The organism is Micromonospora sp. NPDC005203 (assembly GCF_042872705.1).
In the GTDB taxonomy this organism is placed as follows: Bacteria; Actinomycetota; Actinomycetes; order Mycobacteriales; family Micromonosporaceae; genus Micromonospora.
This window is the reverse complement of sequence record NZ_JBIAKV010000006.1, coordinates 298,976-314,115: the sequence shown is the minus strand read 5'-3', so window position 1 is coordinate 314,115 and position 15,140 is coordinate 298,976. Positions and strand designations below refer to the sequence as shown.

The window sequence follows — 15,140 nt, the reverse complement described above, 5'->3', positions numbered from 1 at the left end:
GTGTCTCACTCAAGTAACAAAGCGTTCCCCTTGTTCCGGACTGTGACCCAGACCACGCGACCCGGGCTCCGGCGGAACGCCCCCGCACCGGTGGGCGGTCCGCCGGGAGACCTCACGTGAGCCTGCTCTTCACCGTGTTCACCACCGAGCCGGCCACGCCCGGACTGGTGCCGTACAACCGTGGGTCCCCCAGTGCCAGCACCGGCTCGGGGACGTTCGCGCGGGGCGTCGTCGTACCGGAACTCGCCCTTGCCGTCCGGCGCGGGACCAGACGCCCACCGTCCCTCGGCGGCGTCCGCGCCCGAGGAGAAGCCCAGGTAGGTGTAGCCGTACTCCTCGGTGAGGTCGCCGGAGTCCGGGAACGCCTCCGGCACCGGCATGTCCTCCAGGCCGTCCTTCTTGACCTGCTCGATCGCCGCCAGCCACATGTTCTGGTGCACCGTGTCGCGGGCCAGCAGGAATCGCAGCATCTGCTTGACGCCCGGGTCGTCGGTCATGTGGAACGGCCGGGGTCCCACCACTGCCGTGGATGAAGTGCGCCGGGTTCGACCCGGCGTGGGTCGCCGCGCCCCGAGTCGGCCCCGGCACGCCGCAGGTCACCCGAGACCGGCTCGATGCGGTGCAACCCTCGCAGCAGACCCCGCAGGCCGTGGCGCGCGTGCATCCACCCGACTCCCCTCGTTCGGTGCGTACCGGCATGATCGGTACCCGCTGGGGAACGGCGCAGACATGCCGGGAGCAGCCACCCTTCGAATCGTCGTCGTGGACGATCACCCCCTCTTCGTCCGCGGGCTGGAGTTACTGCTTCCGACCACCACCGACGGCCGGGCCGAGGTGGTCGCGTCGACCGGCGACGCCGCCGCCGCGGCCGCGCTGACCAGCCGCTGCCGGCCCGACCTGGTCCTGGTCGACCTGCAAATGCCGGCACCCGGCGGGATCCGGGCGGTGGCCTCGATCATGCGGACCACCCCACGGGTACGGGTGGTCGCGATGTCCGGTTCCGTCGACACCGCTGGGGCGGTGGAGGCGCTGCGGGCCGGCGCCGAGGGGTTCCTGCCGAAGACCAGCGAACCGGAGGAACTGCTGCCCCCGCTGCTGGCCATCCTCGACGGCTGGGCGGTGCTCCCAGCCGAGTTGCTCCGTGCCATGCTGCGCCCCGCACCCGCCACGTCCGTCGACCTGGACGGCAAGGAACGGCGACTGCTGCGCGCGATCGCCGCCGGCTGTACGACAGTCGACATCGCCGAGGAACTGCACGTCTCGGAACGGACGGTGAAACGGATGACCGCCGCGTTGCTGCGCAGGCTGCGGGTGTCCAACCGGGCCGAGGCGGCCGCCGTGGCCGGGCACACCGGCCTGCTTGATTGAGGGTTCCGTCATCGCACCGATTCACGGTTTTTCTCGGTAACGGGAATCACGACGCGCCGAATGGGACGCATATTGTTGCGGATTACCGGGGTGATAGGTCAGACTTTGGACACATCCCGCCGGACACAGGGAGTAATCGGCAATGGCGAGAAAAGTAATCACGGTCCTGACCGACGACCTCGACGGCGGCAAGGCCGACCGGACGGTCGAGTTCAGTCTCGACGGAGTGGCCTACACGATCGACGTCTCGGACGAAAATGCCGGCGTCTTGCGCAAGTCGCTGGATCCGTACATCAATGCGGGTCGGCGGATCGGGCGCGGCCCGGTGGAGAGCACCCGATCGATCCGGAGGCCCGGACGACCCGCCGGTGCCGGAATGGATCGGGAGCAGAACCGGGCCATCCGGGAATGGGCCGTCAAGAACGGCTACAAAATCTCCGAGCGGGGTCGGATCCCGGTCGAGGTCGTCGAGGCGTACAAGGCGCGCTGACACTCAGGTTGCCGCCGGGGTCCCGCCGTGCCGGCGGGACCCCGTCGGATTGTTCCGGCATTACACGACGGTGGCCGGTCACCCAGGGCCATCGCCCGGGTGACCGGCCACCGCCGGTCGTGCTGGATCAGTTGACGGTGATCCGCACCGAGTCGAAGGCGGGGGTCTGGTTGGCCCGCTCCATCATCGGCAGGCGGTGCGAGCCGTCACCGGCCCAGACGGAGCACTGCGCGGTACCCGACTCCGGCAGGCCCGGAATCTGGATGGTCACCTCGTCGGGCTGGGCACCACCGCGGCCGTCCTCGGTCGCGACGAAGAACGCGGGCACCTCCTGCGGCTCCGGCGGGGCGGTCAGGCTGTCCAGCATCCGGCACGCGGTGTGGAAGTGACCCCGGACCAGGCCCTGGGCGTTGAGCAGCGAGCTCTCCACGTAGTAGCCACCCTGACCGGCGGCCAGGAAGCGGTCCCGGATCAGGTTGCGGGTGCTGACCCGCAGGGTGAAGGCCTGGTTCTGGCCAACCTGCTGGGGGAACTGGGTGATCAGCAGGGAAGGGTTGTTGGCGGCGGCGCCGACCTCACCGAACTCGGTGCTCACGCAGCGGTTGCCGATCTGGAAACCGTCGTGCGGCTGGAGCCGGCTCTCGTCACAGTCGTTGGCCAGCACGCCGAGCCCGGCGCCGGGGGCGTTGCCACCGTTGTTGCCACCACCGTTGTTGCCACCACCGTTGTTGCCACCATTGTTACCGCCACCGGGAGTGGTGGTGGGCGTGCTGCCGCCGCCGTTGTTGCCGGTCGGTTGCACCTGACAGTCGGCGAGCTGCGCGAGGCCCTGCGGCCGAGGTCCGACCCGGTCGATCGCGGTCGTGATCCGGTCCAGCACCGCGCGCCGCTTGCCGGCCAGCGGCTGAAGGATGGCGTTGCGGATGAACGCCTCACCCTTGTTGCCCTCGGCGGCCAACCGGCGGTCCGCCTCGGCGATCTGGGCCTGCAACTGGGCGAGACCGCGATCCACCTCGGCCCGCGCCTGGGCCGGCACCTGCGGCAACTTCGCCGTCACATCCGGACACGCGATGGCCGTGCCGGTGCCCACCGTGCCGTCCCTGCCGTCCTCGCACTCGGGGACCGACTGCTGTCCGTCACCCCAGTGGTTACGCACCCACCGACCGTTCTGCCAGGTCCGGCTGGTCGAGGCGCCGCCAGCCGGCGCGGTCGAACCCGGGCTCGGCTCCACGCACTGTCCGGCAGCCGGACGCGGCTTATTTGTCCGCCGGTCCTGGGCCGACGAAATCTGGGTCACGGCGACGACTCCGCCGAAGACCACGAGCGTGCCGACAACGGCCAGCAGACGCTTGCTCCGCGCGTTGCCGGATGGCCGGCTCGCCCGTGTGGACCTGCGCATCGAATTGCTCTCCTTCTCGATCCGGTAGTGGATTCCTGCCCTCGGCGGACCGACGGATGTGAGAGGGCACGCCACCGCGGTGAGCACCGTGACCTACCCGGGTAATGCGTCGATGGCCGACGATGCCCTTTCCGCACCGTCTCCCGCGCCCGGTGGACGCGGATGGGGAGATCCTGTTCATTCGCGCAGGAGTACGGGACGGCGACCGGGAAGGTTCAACCGTCGCGCAGGAAATTGCCGCGACCGGATCCGGAGCCGGTGTCAGCAGGAAGAACGGGCGCCGGTCAGTCGGCGCAGAGGTGGTCGAAGGCGAACCCGCCGACCAGTTCGTCACGGCGCCGGCTCAGCGCGACAATCTGCGCGGTCAACTCGGCGCGGGGCAACAGGTCAGTGCCGGCGTTCGCGCGCAGCCGCTCCCCCACCGCGACGGTGGCGAGATCCTCGGCCAGTTGGGCCGCGTCGATGCCGCAGGAGAAGCGGTGCTCGGTCACCGAGACCCGCTCGACGAGGCACGCGTCGGGGCGGACCTGCACCCAACTCCAGCCCTGTGCCGTCCCGTCGGCCCAGCGCACGTGCAGCCCTCGCACGATCGGGTCGGCCACCCGTCCTGCCACGTACGCGTCGACCACCGCCGCGCGGCTCAGCGCGCCGAGGTCGTTGACCGGCCCGGTACGGCCGTCCGGCAGCCGACCGAGGATGTCCCGGAAGCTCACCGGGGCCGGGTCGTCCCCATCGACGGTCGCCCCGGCGGCGCCCGCCACGTAGGCGCGTGCGTCGATGACGTACTCCACCAGGCGCCGGCCGTGCTCGGCGGCCCGCACGGTGGGCGACCCGATCCGCAGCACGGGCAGGCCGGCGGCCGCGCTCACCGCGTCGGTGAGTCGCTCGACGCGCTGCTGCGCCGAGCCGGCGGGGGCGACCGGCCCCATCTGCACGGCGACTATCGCCCGGCCGGTGTCGGCGGCGCAGATCACGACGTCGAAGCTGGCCCGGCTGGCCGAACCCCACTGACTGCCGGTGACCCCGGGCGGGCGACCCTGGACCAGTTCGCTGAGCCGGCGTGCCGGGTGGACCCGGTGGCCGGCGCGACCGAACAGCGGCTCGCGTCCGCCGTCGGCGGGCAGCGCCCGCAGCCAGCCGCGGTCGTCGCTGCCGATGCTCGTCATCTGCCTGATCCATCCGCCGGTCGGTCGAGCCGGGCCGAGTCTAGGGGGTCGATCATGGGACTCCGAGTCGGGCTGTGACCTGAATCACAGTCGACCGACGTTCCAGAGACGGCCGACGGGTGTATCCAGCGACCGCCGGTACCGGACCGGCCGGAGGTGATCATGTCGCGACAGCAGTTCGGCTTCCTCGCCGGGTTTCTCGCCGTGGCGGTCTGGGCACTCGCCGGCATCGGCGTGGCCGCCCTCGCCGTGCTCGCGGGCCTGCTCGGCTGGCTGGTGGTCCGGGTGCTCGACGGTGACCTCACGGTGACCGGCCTCGGCGACCGCCACCCGCACTCGCGGCGCCGCCGATGACCACCCACCCCGCCGACGCGGCCGAGGTCGCGCGGATCGCGGCCCAGACGGCCGGCCACGTGCCGGGCGTGTCCGTCGTCCGCCCGGCGGCGGTCCGCCTCGACGACCGGTCCGTCGGCCTCGACCTACACCTGATCACCTGGTACGGGCACAGCGTGCCCGCCATCGCCGAGACGGTCCGGGCGGTGGTCGCCGACCGGGTGGCCGCCAGCACCGGGCTCCGCGTGGCGGTGGTGACAGTCACCGTGGACGACCTGCTCGTGCCGGGCGTCGACGTCTCCGCCGCCCCCGCGACCGCCGAGGGCGGCTGAGATGCGCAGCGTCAACCGGATCGCCTCGCTGCTGCTGGCCACCGCCCTGCTCGTCGGCGGGACGCTGGTGGCCGTCCAGGCACTGCTTCTCGCCCTGCACCGGCCGGCGCCACTGGACCCCACCGGCTGGCTCGACGCCCTGAGCGGCACCCGGTGGCGCGACCCGGGCGTCCAGGCGGTGGCCGGCGGCACCGTACTGCTGGGCCTGGCCATCCTGGTCGCCCAACTGCGTCCCTGGACGCCCGTGCGGTTGCGCACCGACGACCGCGACGGCTGGCACCTGCACCGACGCAGCGTGGAGCGGCGGCTGGCCGACGCCGCCAGCGCGGTGCCGGGCGTACGCCGCGCCCGGGTCCGGGTCCGACGGCGTGGCGGCCAGTGGCGCCCCCGGGTGCGCGCGACAGGTGACCCGGCCGCCCGGGCGGAGATCGAGTACGCGGTGCACCAGGAGTTGCACCGGCTCACGGCACCCCGCTCCGGCCACATCGACGTCCGGCTCCAACCCCGCCGGCGCCCGGCATGACCAATACCGGACACCGCCTGCTGTGGACAGTGGTCGCGCTGCTGTTGGTGGCAGGCGGCGCGGTGGCGCTGGCGGCCGGCCACGGCAGGCTGCCCGGCGCCGATCCACAGGCGGTGGTGCTCAGCGTCGGGCTGCTGGAGCGGTGGCGGACGGCCACACCGTGGAGCACCCTGGCCGCAGCGGTCGGCGGGGCGCTGCTCGCCCTGGCCGGGCAGCGCCTGCTGGCCCGGGAGCTGCGACGACCCGCCGGGACGCTGCGCGGCACCCTGAGCCACCCTGGGCGGCGACCGGGCCGGACCCGGCTGGCCGCCGAGGTCCTCACCGACGCGCTGGTCCGCGACCTGACCGGCAACCCCGGGGTACGCCGGGCCCGCGTGGTGCTCACCGGCGAGCCACCGCACCCCGACGTGTGGATCCGGGTGGACCTGACCGCCGATGCGGCGACCGCGGGTGTCCGCGAGCACGTCGGCGCCGCCGTCCGCCGGTTCGCGGCGACGACCGACTGCCAGCCGGCGCACCTCGACGTGACCGCCCACATCGAGCCGGGCCGACCCTGACTGACGCCCAGCCGAGCCGCGCCGAGCCGAGCCGAGCCGAGCCGAGCCGGCGAGCATGATCGGTGCCGGGACGGGCGGCGGACGGAGGTGCGCGGGTGCGGGTGGTGGCACTGGTGCCGTCGCTGACCCAGGCGGTGGCGCTGACCCTGCCGGGACTGCTGGTCGGGGCCACCGACTGGTGCAGCCACCCGGCCGGGCTCGACGTCGTCCGCGTCGGCGGCAGCAGGGACCCGGACCTGGACCGGGTCCGTGCGCTGCGGCCGGATCTGGTGCTGGTGACTGTCGAGGAGAACAGCCGGGCCGACGCCGAGGCGCTGCGGGCGGCCGGCGTGCCGGTGCGGGTCACCTACCCGCGTACCGTCGCGGGCGCGTTGGCCGAGCTGGGCGACCTGCTGACCGAGTTGGGTGCGCCGGGCGAGCCGGACTGGCTGCGAGCCGCTCGGCGCGCCTGGGTCACGCCGTCCCGATTGGCCTCCCCGGTGCTGATCGACTGAGGCGGGCGGCCCGGCGGATCAGCCGTCGACGCCGGGTCGGCGCGCGGCCACGACGCTGGCCCCGATGGAGATCGCCAGGGTCGCCACCACCACCGCGAGCGTCGACCAGACCGGCAGCTTGCCCACCGGCGTCTCGGCGAGGATGAGCTTCAGCCCCGCGAAGGCGAGCAGCAGCGCGAGCCCGTACCGCAGGTAGCCGAACTGGCGTAGCAGGCCGGCGAGGCAGAAGTAGAGGCTGCGCAGTCCCAGTACGGCGAAGGCGGTCGCCGTCCACACCAGAAACGTGTTCGTGGTGATGGCGAGGATCGCCGCCACCGAGTCGATGGCGAAGACCACGTCGGTGGCCTCGATGGCGACGAGCGCCACCAGAAGCAACGTCGCGACTCGCCGGCCGCCGACCCGAGCGGTGAACCTGTCGTCGTGGTAGCGGGCATCGGTGGGCACCAGCCGTCGGAAGAGTCGGACCACGACGTTGCGGTCCGGGTCGACGTCCGGCTTTCCGCGTACGGCCAGCCGCCAGCCGGTCCAGATCAGGAAGGCGCCCAGCACGAACCCGGCCCAGGTGATCCGGTCCAACAGCTCGGCGCCGGCGAAGATGAACAGCAGGCGGAAGACGAGCGCCCCGACGACACCCCAGAACAGCACCTTGTGCTGAAAACCCGGTGGCACACGGAAGTAGCCGAAGAGCAGGGCGAAGACGAACACGTTGTCCACCGAGAGCGCCTTTTCCAACAGGTAGCCGGAGAAGTACGCGGTGGCCGGGTCGCCGCCGAGGCCCCACCAGAGGACCAACCCGAACAGCAGACCCGCGCCGATCCAGACGGCGCTCCAGAGCACCGCCTCGGGCAGCTCGATGACGTGGTTGTCCCGGTGCAGGAGCACGTCCACGGCGAGCAGCGCGGCAATCAGCGCGCTGGTCGCCGCCCAGGCCCACAGCGGCACCGTGACCGTCGCCTCAGCCACCGGTGCCCTCCGCCTCGACCACGGCCCACCTAACCCGCGGGCCGCTTCCGAGCCTAAAGGTGCGCCCCCGCCCCCACCGGGGCTCCGAGGAAGTCACTCCCGCCCGCCGATCTTGCATTTACTGCCCCGACGAAGGGCGTGAATATGGACATACCGGCGACCGAAAGTGCAAGATCGGCGCATGGTTGGGGTGGGGCTCGGGTCGGGGTGGGCGGGTCTGCCGCACATCGGTGGGGGGTGATCCGGCAGGATCGAGGTGACCGGACACATCAACCGACACGGCAGGAGATCCCCGCATGAACCAGGCAGCAGGCGCCTCATCCGGCAAGCCCGAGGTGGGTCCGATCGAGGGTGCGCCGCCGGCCGACCTCGTGCTCGAGGACATCACCATGGGTGAGGGACCGCAGGCCCAGCCGGGCCAGCTCGCCAGCGTGCACTACGTCGGCGTGTCGCACTCCACCGGCGGCGAGTTCGACTCGTCCTGGAACCGGGGCGAGGCGTTCGAGTTTCCGCTCGGCGGCGGTCAGGTCATCGCCGGCTGGGACCAGGGCGTCGTCGGCATGCGCGTCGGCGGACGCCGACGTCTGACCATCCCGCCCCACCTGGGGTACGGCGACCGCGGCGCGGGCGGCGTCATCAAGCCGGGCGAGACGCTCGTGTTCGTCGTCGACCTGCTCGGCGTGCGCTGACCGACGCTCGGGGGGTCGTCGGATCGCGCTGACGGCCCCGCAGGTCGGATCGCGCCGACGGCCCCGCAGGTCGGTTCGCTCGGGGGTCGTCGGCGCGCCGACGAGCCCCGCGGCGGACTCCTCGGATCGCGGCGGCCGCTCCGGGCCAGGTCAGGCGGCCAGTTGCAGGTGCGCCGGCTCGACTGTCGGGCGACGGGCGGCCTCGACGACCCGGGCCGGCTGAAGGATCGGCATCACCCGGTGCAGGCCGGCGGCGCGCAGCACCCGGGCCACGACCGGGCTCGGGTCGACCAGGACCAGTGCGCCACCACACGCCCGCACACGCAGGTGCGCGGCGAGCAGCGTGCGGACGCCGGTGGCGGAGAGCAGCCGCAGCCCGGACAGGTCCACCTGGAGCACCGGACGGGGCGGCACCGACCACAGCGCGGACCGGAAGGCGGCCACCGTGGCGATGTCGATCTCGCCGGCCACCCGCACGAGGACCATCTGGTCACTCACGCTGACCTGCACGTCCAGCCGGTCGTTCCGCTCTCCCATGCCGAGAAATCTAGCCGCACCCACCGACAGTTTCGGCCTCTGCCGGAGTGATTCCGGGTACGCCCAGGGTCTTACCCCGAGGCTCTCCCCATCCTCCTCGGGGTGGAGGTCGTGTCGATCATCGGTCGGCCGCCGCCGGCGGTGGAGAATGGGCCGATGCTGGTCCCTCGGCCCCGGCCGCCCCGGTTGATCCGTCCCGTCCGTGAGGCGGCCACCACGCCCCCGCCGTTGGCCGGGGAATGGGCTCCGACCGACCAGAGGCTCGACCGGGCCGAGTTGCTGCCGCTGCCCAACGGCGCCGTCGGCCCGGAGGACGTGCTCGTCGACGACGCCGGCCGGGTGATCAGTGGCGACGAGGACGGCCGGCTCTGGTGCTGGCCGGTCGACGCGCCGGTCGGCACCCGCCCCCGACTGCTGGCCGAGACCGGTGGCCGACCGCTCGGCATCGAGGTGGACACGTCCGGCGAGGCTCTCGTCGTCTGCGACGCGTACCGAGGGCTGCTGCGGGTGACGCCCGACGGCGCGGTACGCGAACTGACCGGGACGGCACCCCTGGTGCACCTGGCCAACAACGCGACGGTGGCGCGCGACGGCACCATCTACTTCACCGACTCCTCCGACCGGTTCCCGGTGTCGCACTGGAAGCGGGACCTGCTGGAGCACCGCCCCAACGGTCGGGTGCTGGCCCACCATCCGGGCAGCGGCCGCACCGACGTGGTGGCCGACGGGCTGTACTTCCCCAACGGGATCGCACTGACCCCGGACGAGTCGGCGCTGATGCTCGTGGAGACCAGCACCCACCGCCTGCTCCGCGTCGAACTGGGCGGCGGCGTCCGGGTGCTCGCCGACCTGCCCGCGTACCCGGACAATCTCTCCGCCGTCGGCGACGGGACGTACTGGATCGCTTTGCCCAGCCCACGGGTACCGATCGCCGAGCGGCTGCTGCCGCACCCGCGACTGCGCCAGATCGCCGCGTTGTTGCCCGACGCGTTGCAGCCGCAGCCACGCCGCTACGGGCTGGTCGCGCTCGTCGACGGCGCGGGCGCGGTCCGCCGGACGCTACACGGCCCGGCCGGGCGGTACCGGATGATCACCGGGGTACGCCAGCACGACGAGCGCCTCTGGCTGGGCAGCCTGATCGGGCCAGGGGTGGCCCGCGTACCACTGAACTGACACGCCCGGGCCGACCCGTCGTGGCAGCGGGTCGGCCCGGGTGTCGGCGCCGGTGTCTCAGCGGCCGCTGACCGAGGGCGCCGGAGCGGGCGAACCGCCGGCCACCGCGCCCGGGTGCGCCGGAGTGACAGGTGCGGGCTTGAGGCCGGGCGGCACCGGCAGGGCGCTGCCCCGGACGAACTCGTCCCAGCTCACGTTCCACGCGGTCCAGCCGTTGCCCGGCTGCAACTCCACCTCGGTGCCCTTGACGGTGATCAGGTCACCGACCTGCGTCATCCCCATCAACCAGTCGGCGGCGGTGGCGGAGACGTTGGCGCAGCCGTGCGAGACGTTGGTGTTGCCCTGGTCGCCCTCCGACCAGGGCGCGGAGTGGATGAACTCGCCACCCCAGGTGTAGCGCTGGGCGTCGTCGACGTCGACCACGTAGCCACCGTTCGGCTCACCCCGGGTGTCGAAGGTGGTCCGCTCGTGCTTCTCCATGATCACCATCTTGCCGCTGGAGCTTGGCGTGCTCGGCTTGCCCAGGCTGACCGGGATCCGCTTGATCTGCTTGCCGTCCCGCAGCACCGTCATCTGCTTGGTGGCATTGTCGATCTCCAGCGCGGTCTGGCGTCCGATCTTGGAGGTGGCCCTCCGCTCGGCGTCGCCGACCCGGTCCTTGCCGATCGGCAGGCCCTCGAGGCCGGCCCGGACACTGATCGTGGTCCCCGGCTTCCAGAAATCGGGCGCCCGGTAATAGACCTGACTGCCGTCCTCGATCCACGACCAGGTGCCCGGCTGCGGCGGATTCGTCTTCACGAACAACCGCCGCTGGACATCTGCTCTGGCCTCTTTCGGAATTGCCGGGTCGAACGCGACGGTTACCGGCATCGCGGTGCCGTACGTCCGATTGCCCACGAAATACAGAGTGCTGGTGATCTGCGGTTTGGTCGATCTGGCCATGGTGGTGAACGACGTGGTGCGGGTGGTGGTCGCACCGGAGTCCCCGGTCGCGGTCACCTCGGCGGTGTACGTCCGCCGCGGTTGCAGGGGCGCCGTCGGCACCCAACCCGAGCCGTCCTCGCGTGGCTCGGCGCCGACCTGCTTGCCCTTGTCGTCGGTGAGGCGTACCCCGGTGACCCGTCCACCCGTGACCACGGCGCCCACCTCGGCGCTGACCGGGACGTCGCGGGCCTTGTCCGCCGGCGTCACGGCGAGTTCCGGGCCGGCGACGTGGTCCTTGGCCGAACCATTGGCCGGATCCCGGTCGGCGGTGCACCCCCCCAGGACGAGTGGTGCGGCTGCGATGGTTACCGCCAACAGCGTCAATCGCCGCCTAGACGTCATGTTGAGTCCCCCCGTTTCGACTTCCCTCCGCCACATTCTCACCTGCTCAGCAGGCCTATCCGTCGCATTCCGAAATAATCGGCGGCGCATTTACCGACGCATTTTCCGATGATGTTCCAGATGGCGGATCAGGCGTTCAACCGACAGGTCTCTCGCCCTCTGCTCCGCTTGAGCCGGCCGGATGCGGTCGTCCCGTTCGTGATCGACTCGGCGTCGGTGCAGCCGGGGTGTCGGGACGTCCCGATGCCGCGAGTTCCGTGAGCGCGAGTGGATCATGCCGGGAAGCGCGGCGATGCCGCTCGGTTCCCGGGTGGATCACGCTCGGTTCACGGCCGGGTCGGGTCCGGTGAGATCGAGCCCGCGCACCTCGGGGGCGGACTTTTGTCGACTGAAGCGAAACTTTTGCCGAACGCGACGAAGCTTTGCCTTCGTCCGGGGGCAAGGGTAAGGTCACTTTCCAGATAGAGGGTTGCCCATTAGTCGATCAGCCTGCCGCCACCCCTGCCGGGTCGCCGTGTTCCGCCCCCGACGGGGGGCCGGGCCGCACCGGAGCGCCGTCCTCACCGTCCAGCCGAAGCCCGCCTTCGGCCGGTTCGGCGCGCCCGGGTGACGACAGCCAGGTCGACCGCCGCCGACGGCGTACCTGCCGTCAGGAAGGGACCACCACCATGGATCAACAGCTCAACCCACCGAGACCGACGTCCGAGCCGATCAGCCGGCGCGGAGTGCTGCGCGCCGCGACCGTTTCCGCCGCCGCCGTCGGCGCCGCCGGCCTGCTCGCCGGCCCGGCCACCGCCGCCCCGGCCGCCCCCGCCGCGCAGTCTCGGCGTCGGGTGCCGGTCGACCGGATCAGCATCCAGCTCTACACCCTGCGCGATCAGCTCACCGCCGACCTGCCCGGCACCCTGGACGCGCTGCGCCGGATCGGTTACCGGCGGGTGGAGCACGCCGGATTCGTCGGCCGCACCGCCGCGCAGTTCCGGGCCGCGCTCGACGAGGCCGGGCTGCGATCCACCTCCGGGCACACCGGCATCCCGCAGCCCTTCGACGCCGCCACCTGGGAGCAGGCCCTCGAGGACGCCAACGTCGTGGGCTGCAAGAAGATCGTCCACCCCTACTTCGGTCGGGACGCCAACGGTCAGGCGATCCGGGACCCCAACGTCTACCGGGCCCTGGCGCGCGACCTGAACAAGGCCGGCCGGCTGGCCGAACGCGCCGGGCTCGACTTCGGTTACCACAACCACCAGCTGGAGTTCACGCCGCTGACCGACGGCTCGACCGGCTTCGACATCCTCACCGGGCAGACCGACCCGCGCCTGGTCCACTTTGAGCTTGACCTCTACTGGACCTGGCGGGGGGCGCACGACCCGGTCGACGTGATCCGGGCCAACCGCGGCCGGATCCGCCAGGTGCACGTCAAGGACCTCGACGTCGAGGGTGGCTTCGCCGACCTCGGCGACGGCCTCATCGACTTCGGCCGCATCTTCGCCCAGGAGCGGGAGGCCGGCATCGAGGAGTACATCGTGGAGCGCGACGACGCGGGCACCGCGCCACGCTCCCCCGCCGACGCCCTGGACACCGCACGGGTCGGCTTCGACTTTCTCGCCTCACTTCGGTACTGAAACACCTCGGGGGACAATTGATGAACAGAACCGCATTCGTGTCCGCCCTGCTGCTGGTGACGGCCGGTCTCTCCGTACCGCCGGCGGCCGCGGCCGCCGCACCGGCCCCGCCGCCGGACAGCAGCTTCCAGAAAGTGACACTCAACGACTTCCCGGGCGAGCCGATGAGCCTCGCCGTTCTGCCCGACCTGCGGGTGCTGCACACCTCCCGCACCGGCGAGGTCCGCATCCACGACCCGCGCACCGGGCTGAACACCCTCGCCGCCGACATCCCGGTGTACGAGCACGACGAGGAGGGCTTGCAGGGGGTCGCCATCGACCCGAACTTCGCCCAGAACAAGTGGGTCTACCTCTACTACTCGCCGCCCATGGACACGCCGGTGGACGACCCGGCGACCCCGGGCGTCAACGAGGGCGACGCGCCGGAGACCGGCACCGAGGCGGACTGGCTGCCGTTCAAGGGCGCGCTGCGACTGTCCCGGTTCAAGCTGGACGGGTCGAAGCTCAACCTCGCCAGCGAGCAGCAGATCATCGACGTGCCGACCGACCGGGGCATCTGCTGCCACGTCGGCGGCCAGATCGACTTCGACAGCTTGGGCAACCTGTACCTGTCGACGGGTGACGACAGCAACCCGTTCGCCTCCGACGGCTACGTCCCGATCGACGAGCGGGCCAACCGCCACCCGGCGTTCGACGCCCAGCGCACCTCGGCCAACACCAACGACCTGCGCGGCAAGCTGCTGCGCATCAAGGTGAAGAACGGCGGCGGTTACACGGTGCCCGCCGGCAACCTCTTCAAGCCGGGCACGGCGCAGACCCGCCCGGAGATCTACGCCATGGGGCTGCGCAACGCGTTCCGCTTCTCCGTCGACAGGCGTACCAACAACGTGTACGTGGGCGACTACTCCCCGGACGCCTCCAACCCGAACCCGGCGCGCGGCCCGGCCGGGCACGGCCGGTGGATGCTCGTCGACAAGCCGGCGAACTACGGCTGGCCGTACTGCGTGACGCCGACGATCGCCTACCGCGACTACGACTTCGCCACCGGCCAGTCCGGCGCCAAGTTCAACTGCGCGCGCCCGGTCAACGACTCACCGCACAACACCGGCAAGCGCGTGCTGCCGCCGGTCGAGCAGCCGCAGGTCTGGTACGCGGCAGCCCCCTCGGCCGAGTTCCCGCAGCTGGGCACGGGCGGCATCTCTCCGATGGGCGGCCCGGCGTACGACTACGACGGGACCAGCACGTCGCGTACCCGCTGGCCGGCCTACTACGACGGGGTGCCGCTGTTCTACGAGTGGAGCCGGGACTACATCAAGGAGTTCCGCCTCGACTCCGACGGCGACGTCGCGGACATCCTTGCGGTGGCACCGTCGCTGGTGGTGGACAACCCGATGGACATGGAGTTCGGCCCAGACGGCGCGCTCTACGTGCTGGAGTACGGTGACGGCTACTTCGCCGAGAACCCGGACGCCCAGCTGTCCCGGATCGACTTCGTCCGGGGCAACCGGACGCCGATCCCGAAGATCAGCGGCACGCCGACCGTTGGGCAGGCCCCGCTGACCGTCGCGTTCTCCAGCGCCGGCACCACCGACCCGGACGGTGACAAGCTCAGCTACGCGTGGGACTTCAACGCGGACGGTTCGGTGGACAGCACCAACCCGAACGCGACCTGGACGTTCTCGAAGAACGGCTCGTACACGCCGACGCTGAAGGTGACCGACCGCACCGGACGGTCCGCCTCGGCGTCACTGCCGCTGGTGGTCGGGCCGACCGCGCCGGTGGTCGAGTTCGTCACCCCGGAGGCTGGGCAGCCGTTCCAGTTCGGGCAGACGGTCGCGTACGAGGTGAAGGTCACCGACGACCTGCCGGTGGACTGCTCCAAGGTGAAGGTCACCTACGTGCTCGGGCACGACGAGCACGGGCACCCGCTCTCCACCTCGACGGGTTGCTCCGGCAGCATTCCCACCTTCCTCGACAGTGGGCACAGCGGTGCGGACAATCTGACCGCCGTGTTCGTCGCCGAGTACACCGACGCGGGCGCGCAGTCGGGCTCGGCCGAGGTCGTGCTGGACCCGACCCCGGTGGCCGGTCTGGCCGGCTGACCAACCCACGATGACAGCGGCGGCGCCCGGATCACTCCGGTCGCCGCCGCTCGTCGTCTCTCCCCC

General features: G+C 71.6%; 16 protein-coding genes and 1 pseudogene. 11 read left to right on the top strand and 6 right to left on the bottom strand.

What is annotated here, in order from left to right; translation table 11 throughout:
- Positions 1-5: 5 nt before the first annotated feature.
- Entirely contained in the window at positions 6-497 is a 492-nt protein-coding gene (locus tag ACFYPM_RS16940) for a manganese catalase family protein (protein ID WP_387197190.1), read from the bottom strand.
- A gap of 265 nt (positions 498-762) precedes the next feature.
- Between ACFYPM_RS16940 and ACFYPM_RS16935 the strand changes: the two genes are divergently transcribed.
- Positions 763-1,368 (top strand): response regulator, encoded by a 606-nt coding sequence (locus ACFYPM_RS16935; RefSeq protein WP_387197188.1) that lies wholly within the window; start codon positions 763-765, stop codon positions 1,366-1,368.
- 142 nt (positions 1,369-1,510) lie between these two features.
- Positions 1,511-1,858, top strand: coding sequence for an Lsr2 family protein (locus ACFYPM_RS16930; protein ID WP_387197185.1), 348 nt, complete (start codon positions 1,511-1,513; stop codon positions 1,856-1,858).
- A 127-nt stretch (positions 1,859-1,985) separates the two neighbouring features.
- Here the strand turns inward: ACFYPM_RS16930 and ACFYPM_RS16925 are convergent, their stop codons facing one another.
- Together ACFYPM_RS16925 and ACFYPM_RS16920 are read right to left on the bottom strand one after the other, a co-directional pair.
- The gene (locus ACFYPM_RS16925; protein WP_387197182.1) at positions 1,986-3,257 is read right to left on the bottom strand and encodes a hypothetical protein; all 1,272 of its coding nucleotides are present in this window, start codon (positions 3,255-3,257) and stop codon (positions 1,986-1,988) included.
- 284 nt (positions 3,258-3,541) lie between these two features.
- Positions 3,542-4,423, bottom strand: coding sequence for a hypothetical protein (locus ACFYPM_RS16920; protein ID WP_387197179.1), 882 nt, complete (start codon positions 4,421-4,423; stop codon positions 3,542-3,544).
- A gap of 162 nt (positions 4,424-4,585) precedes the next feature.
- Here ACFYPM_RS16920 and ACFYPM_RS16915 point away from each other — a divergent pair, with 162 nt between their 5' ends.
- From ACFYPM_RS16915 to ACFYPM_RS16895, 5 genes and pseudogenes are all read left to right on the top strand, one after another.
- Positions 4,586-4,777 carry a hypothetical protein gene (locus ACFYPM_RS16915; protein ID WP_387197176.1) on the top strand — a complete coding sequence of 64 codons (192 nt, stop codon included), beginning with the start codon at positions 4,586-4,588 and terminating at the stop codon, positions 4,775-4,777.
- The gene (locus ACFYPM_RS16910) at positions 4,774-5,088 is read left to right on the top strand and encodes an Asp23/Gls24 family envelope stress response protein (RefSeq protein WP_387197173.1); all 315 of its coding nucleotides are present in this window, start codon (positions 4,774-4,776) and stop codon (positions 5,086-5,088) included. Before ACFYPM_RS16915 ends, ACFYPM_RS16910 begins: the two co-directional genes overlap by 4 nt.
- 1 nt (position 5,089) lies before the next feature.
- Positions 5,090-5,611 (top strand): DUF6286 domain-containing protein, encoded by a 522-nt coding sequence (locus ACFYPM_RS16905; RefSeq protein ID WP_387197170.1) that lies wholly within the window; start codon positions 5,090-5,092, stop codon positions 5,609-5,611.
- Positions 5,608-6,168 (top strand): hypothetical protein, encoded by a 561-nt coding sequence (locus ACFYPM_RS16900; protein WP_387197167.1) that lies wholly within the window; start codon positions 5,608-5,610, stop codon positions 6,166-6,168. The genes ACFYPM_RS16905 and ACFYPM_RS16900 overlap by 4 nt, the downstream gene beginning before the upstream one ends.
- Positions 6,169-6,263: 95 nt before the next feature.
- A pseudogene (locus ACFYPM_RS16895) lies at positions 6,264-6,620 on the top strand (helical backbone metal receptor); the annotation flags it as partial.
- Between the two features lie 60 nt (positions 6,621-6,680).
- Here ACFYPM_RS16895 and ACFYPM_RS16890 read toward each other — a convergent pair.
- Complete coding sequence (locus ACFYPM_RS16890) at positions 6,681-7,625, bottom strand: TerC/Alx family metal homeostasis membrane protein (RefSeq protein WP_387197164.1); 945 nt, start codon at positions 7,623-7,625, stop codon at positions 6,681-6,683.
- Between the two features lie 296 nt (positions 7,626-7,921).
- Here ACFYPM_RS16890 and ACFYPM_RS16885 point away from each other — a divergent pair, with 296 nt between their 5' ends.
- Positions 7,922-8,314 carry an FKBP-type peptidyl-prolyl cis-trans isomerase gene (locus ACFYPM_RS16885; RefSeq protein WP_387197161.1) on the top strand — a complete coding sequence of 131 codons (393 nt, stop codon included), beginning with the start codon at positions 7,922-7,924 and terminating at the stop codon, positions 8,312-8,314.
- Between the two features lie 150 nt (positions 8,315-8,464).
- Here the strand turns inward: ACFYPM_RS16885 and ACFYPM_RS16880 are convergent, their stop codons facing one another.
- Positions 8,465-8,851 (bottom strand): STAS domain-containing protein, encoded by a 387-nt coding sequence (locus ACFYPM_RS16880; RefSeq protein WP_387197158.1) that lies wholly within the window; start codon positions 8,849-8,851, stop codon positions 8,465-8,467.
- 102 nt (positions 8,852-8,953) lie between these two features.
- On the opposite strand from ACFYPM_RS16880, the gene ACFYPM_RS16875 reads away from it, so the two are divergent.
- On the top strand, positions 8,954-10,024 hold the full coding sequence (locus tag ACFYPM_RS16875) for an SMP-30/gluconolactonase/LRE family protein (protein WP_387197155.1): 1,071 nt from the start codon (positions 8,954-8,956) through the stop codon (positions 10,022-10,024).
- Positions 10,025-10,081: 57 nt separating this feature from the next.
- On the opposite strand, the gene ACFYPM_RS16870 is transcribed toward ACFYPM_RS16875, so the two are convergent.
- Complete coding sequence (locus ACFYPM_RS16870; protein WP_387197152.1) at positions 10,082-11,350, bottom strand: Ig-like domain-containing protein; 1,269 nt, start codon at positions 11,348-11,350, stop codon at positions 10,082-10,084.
- 668 nt (positions 11,351-12,018) lie between these two features.
- Between ACFYPM_RS16870 and ACFYPM_RS16865 the strand changes: the two genes are divergently transcribed.
- Both ACFYPM_RS16865 and ACFYPM_RS16860 read left to right on the top strand, forming a co-directional pair.
- Positions 12,019-12,972 (top strand): sugar phosphate isomerase/epimerase family protein, encoded by a 954-nt coding sequence (locus ACFYPM_RS16865; protein WP_387197149.1) that lies wholly within the window; start codon positions 12,019-12,021, stop codon positions 12,970-12,972.
- Between the two features lie 20 nt (positions 12,973-12,992).
- Positions 12,993-15,074 carry a PQQ-dependent sugar dehydrogenase gene (locus ACFYPM_RS16860; RefSeq protein ID WP_387197146.1) on the top strand — a complete coding sequence of 694 codons (2,082 nt, stop codon included), beginning with the start codon at positions 12,993-12,995 and terminating at the stop codon, positions 15,072-15,074.
- The last annotated feature ends 66 nt before the right edge of the window (positions 15,075-15,140 follow it).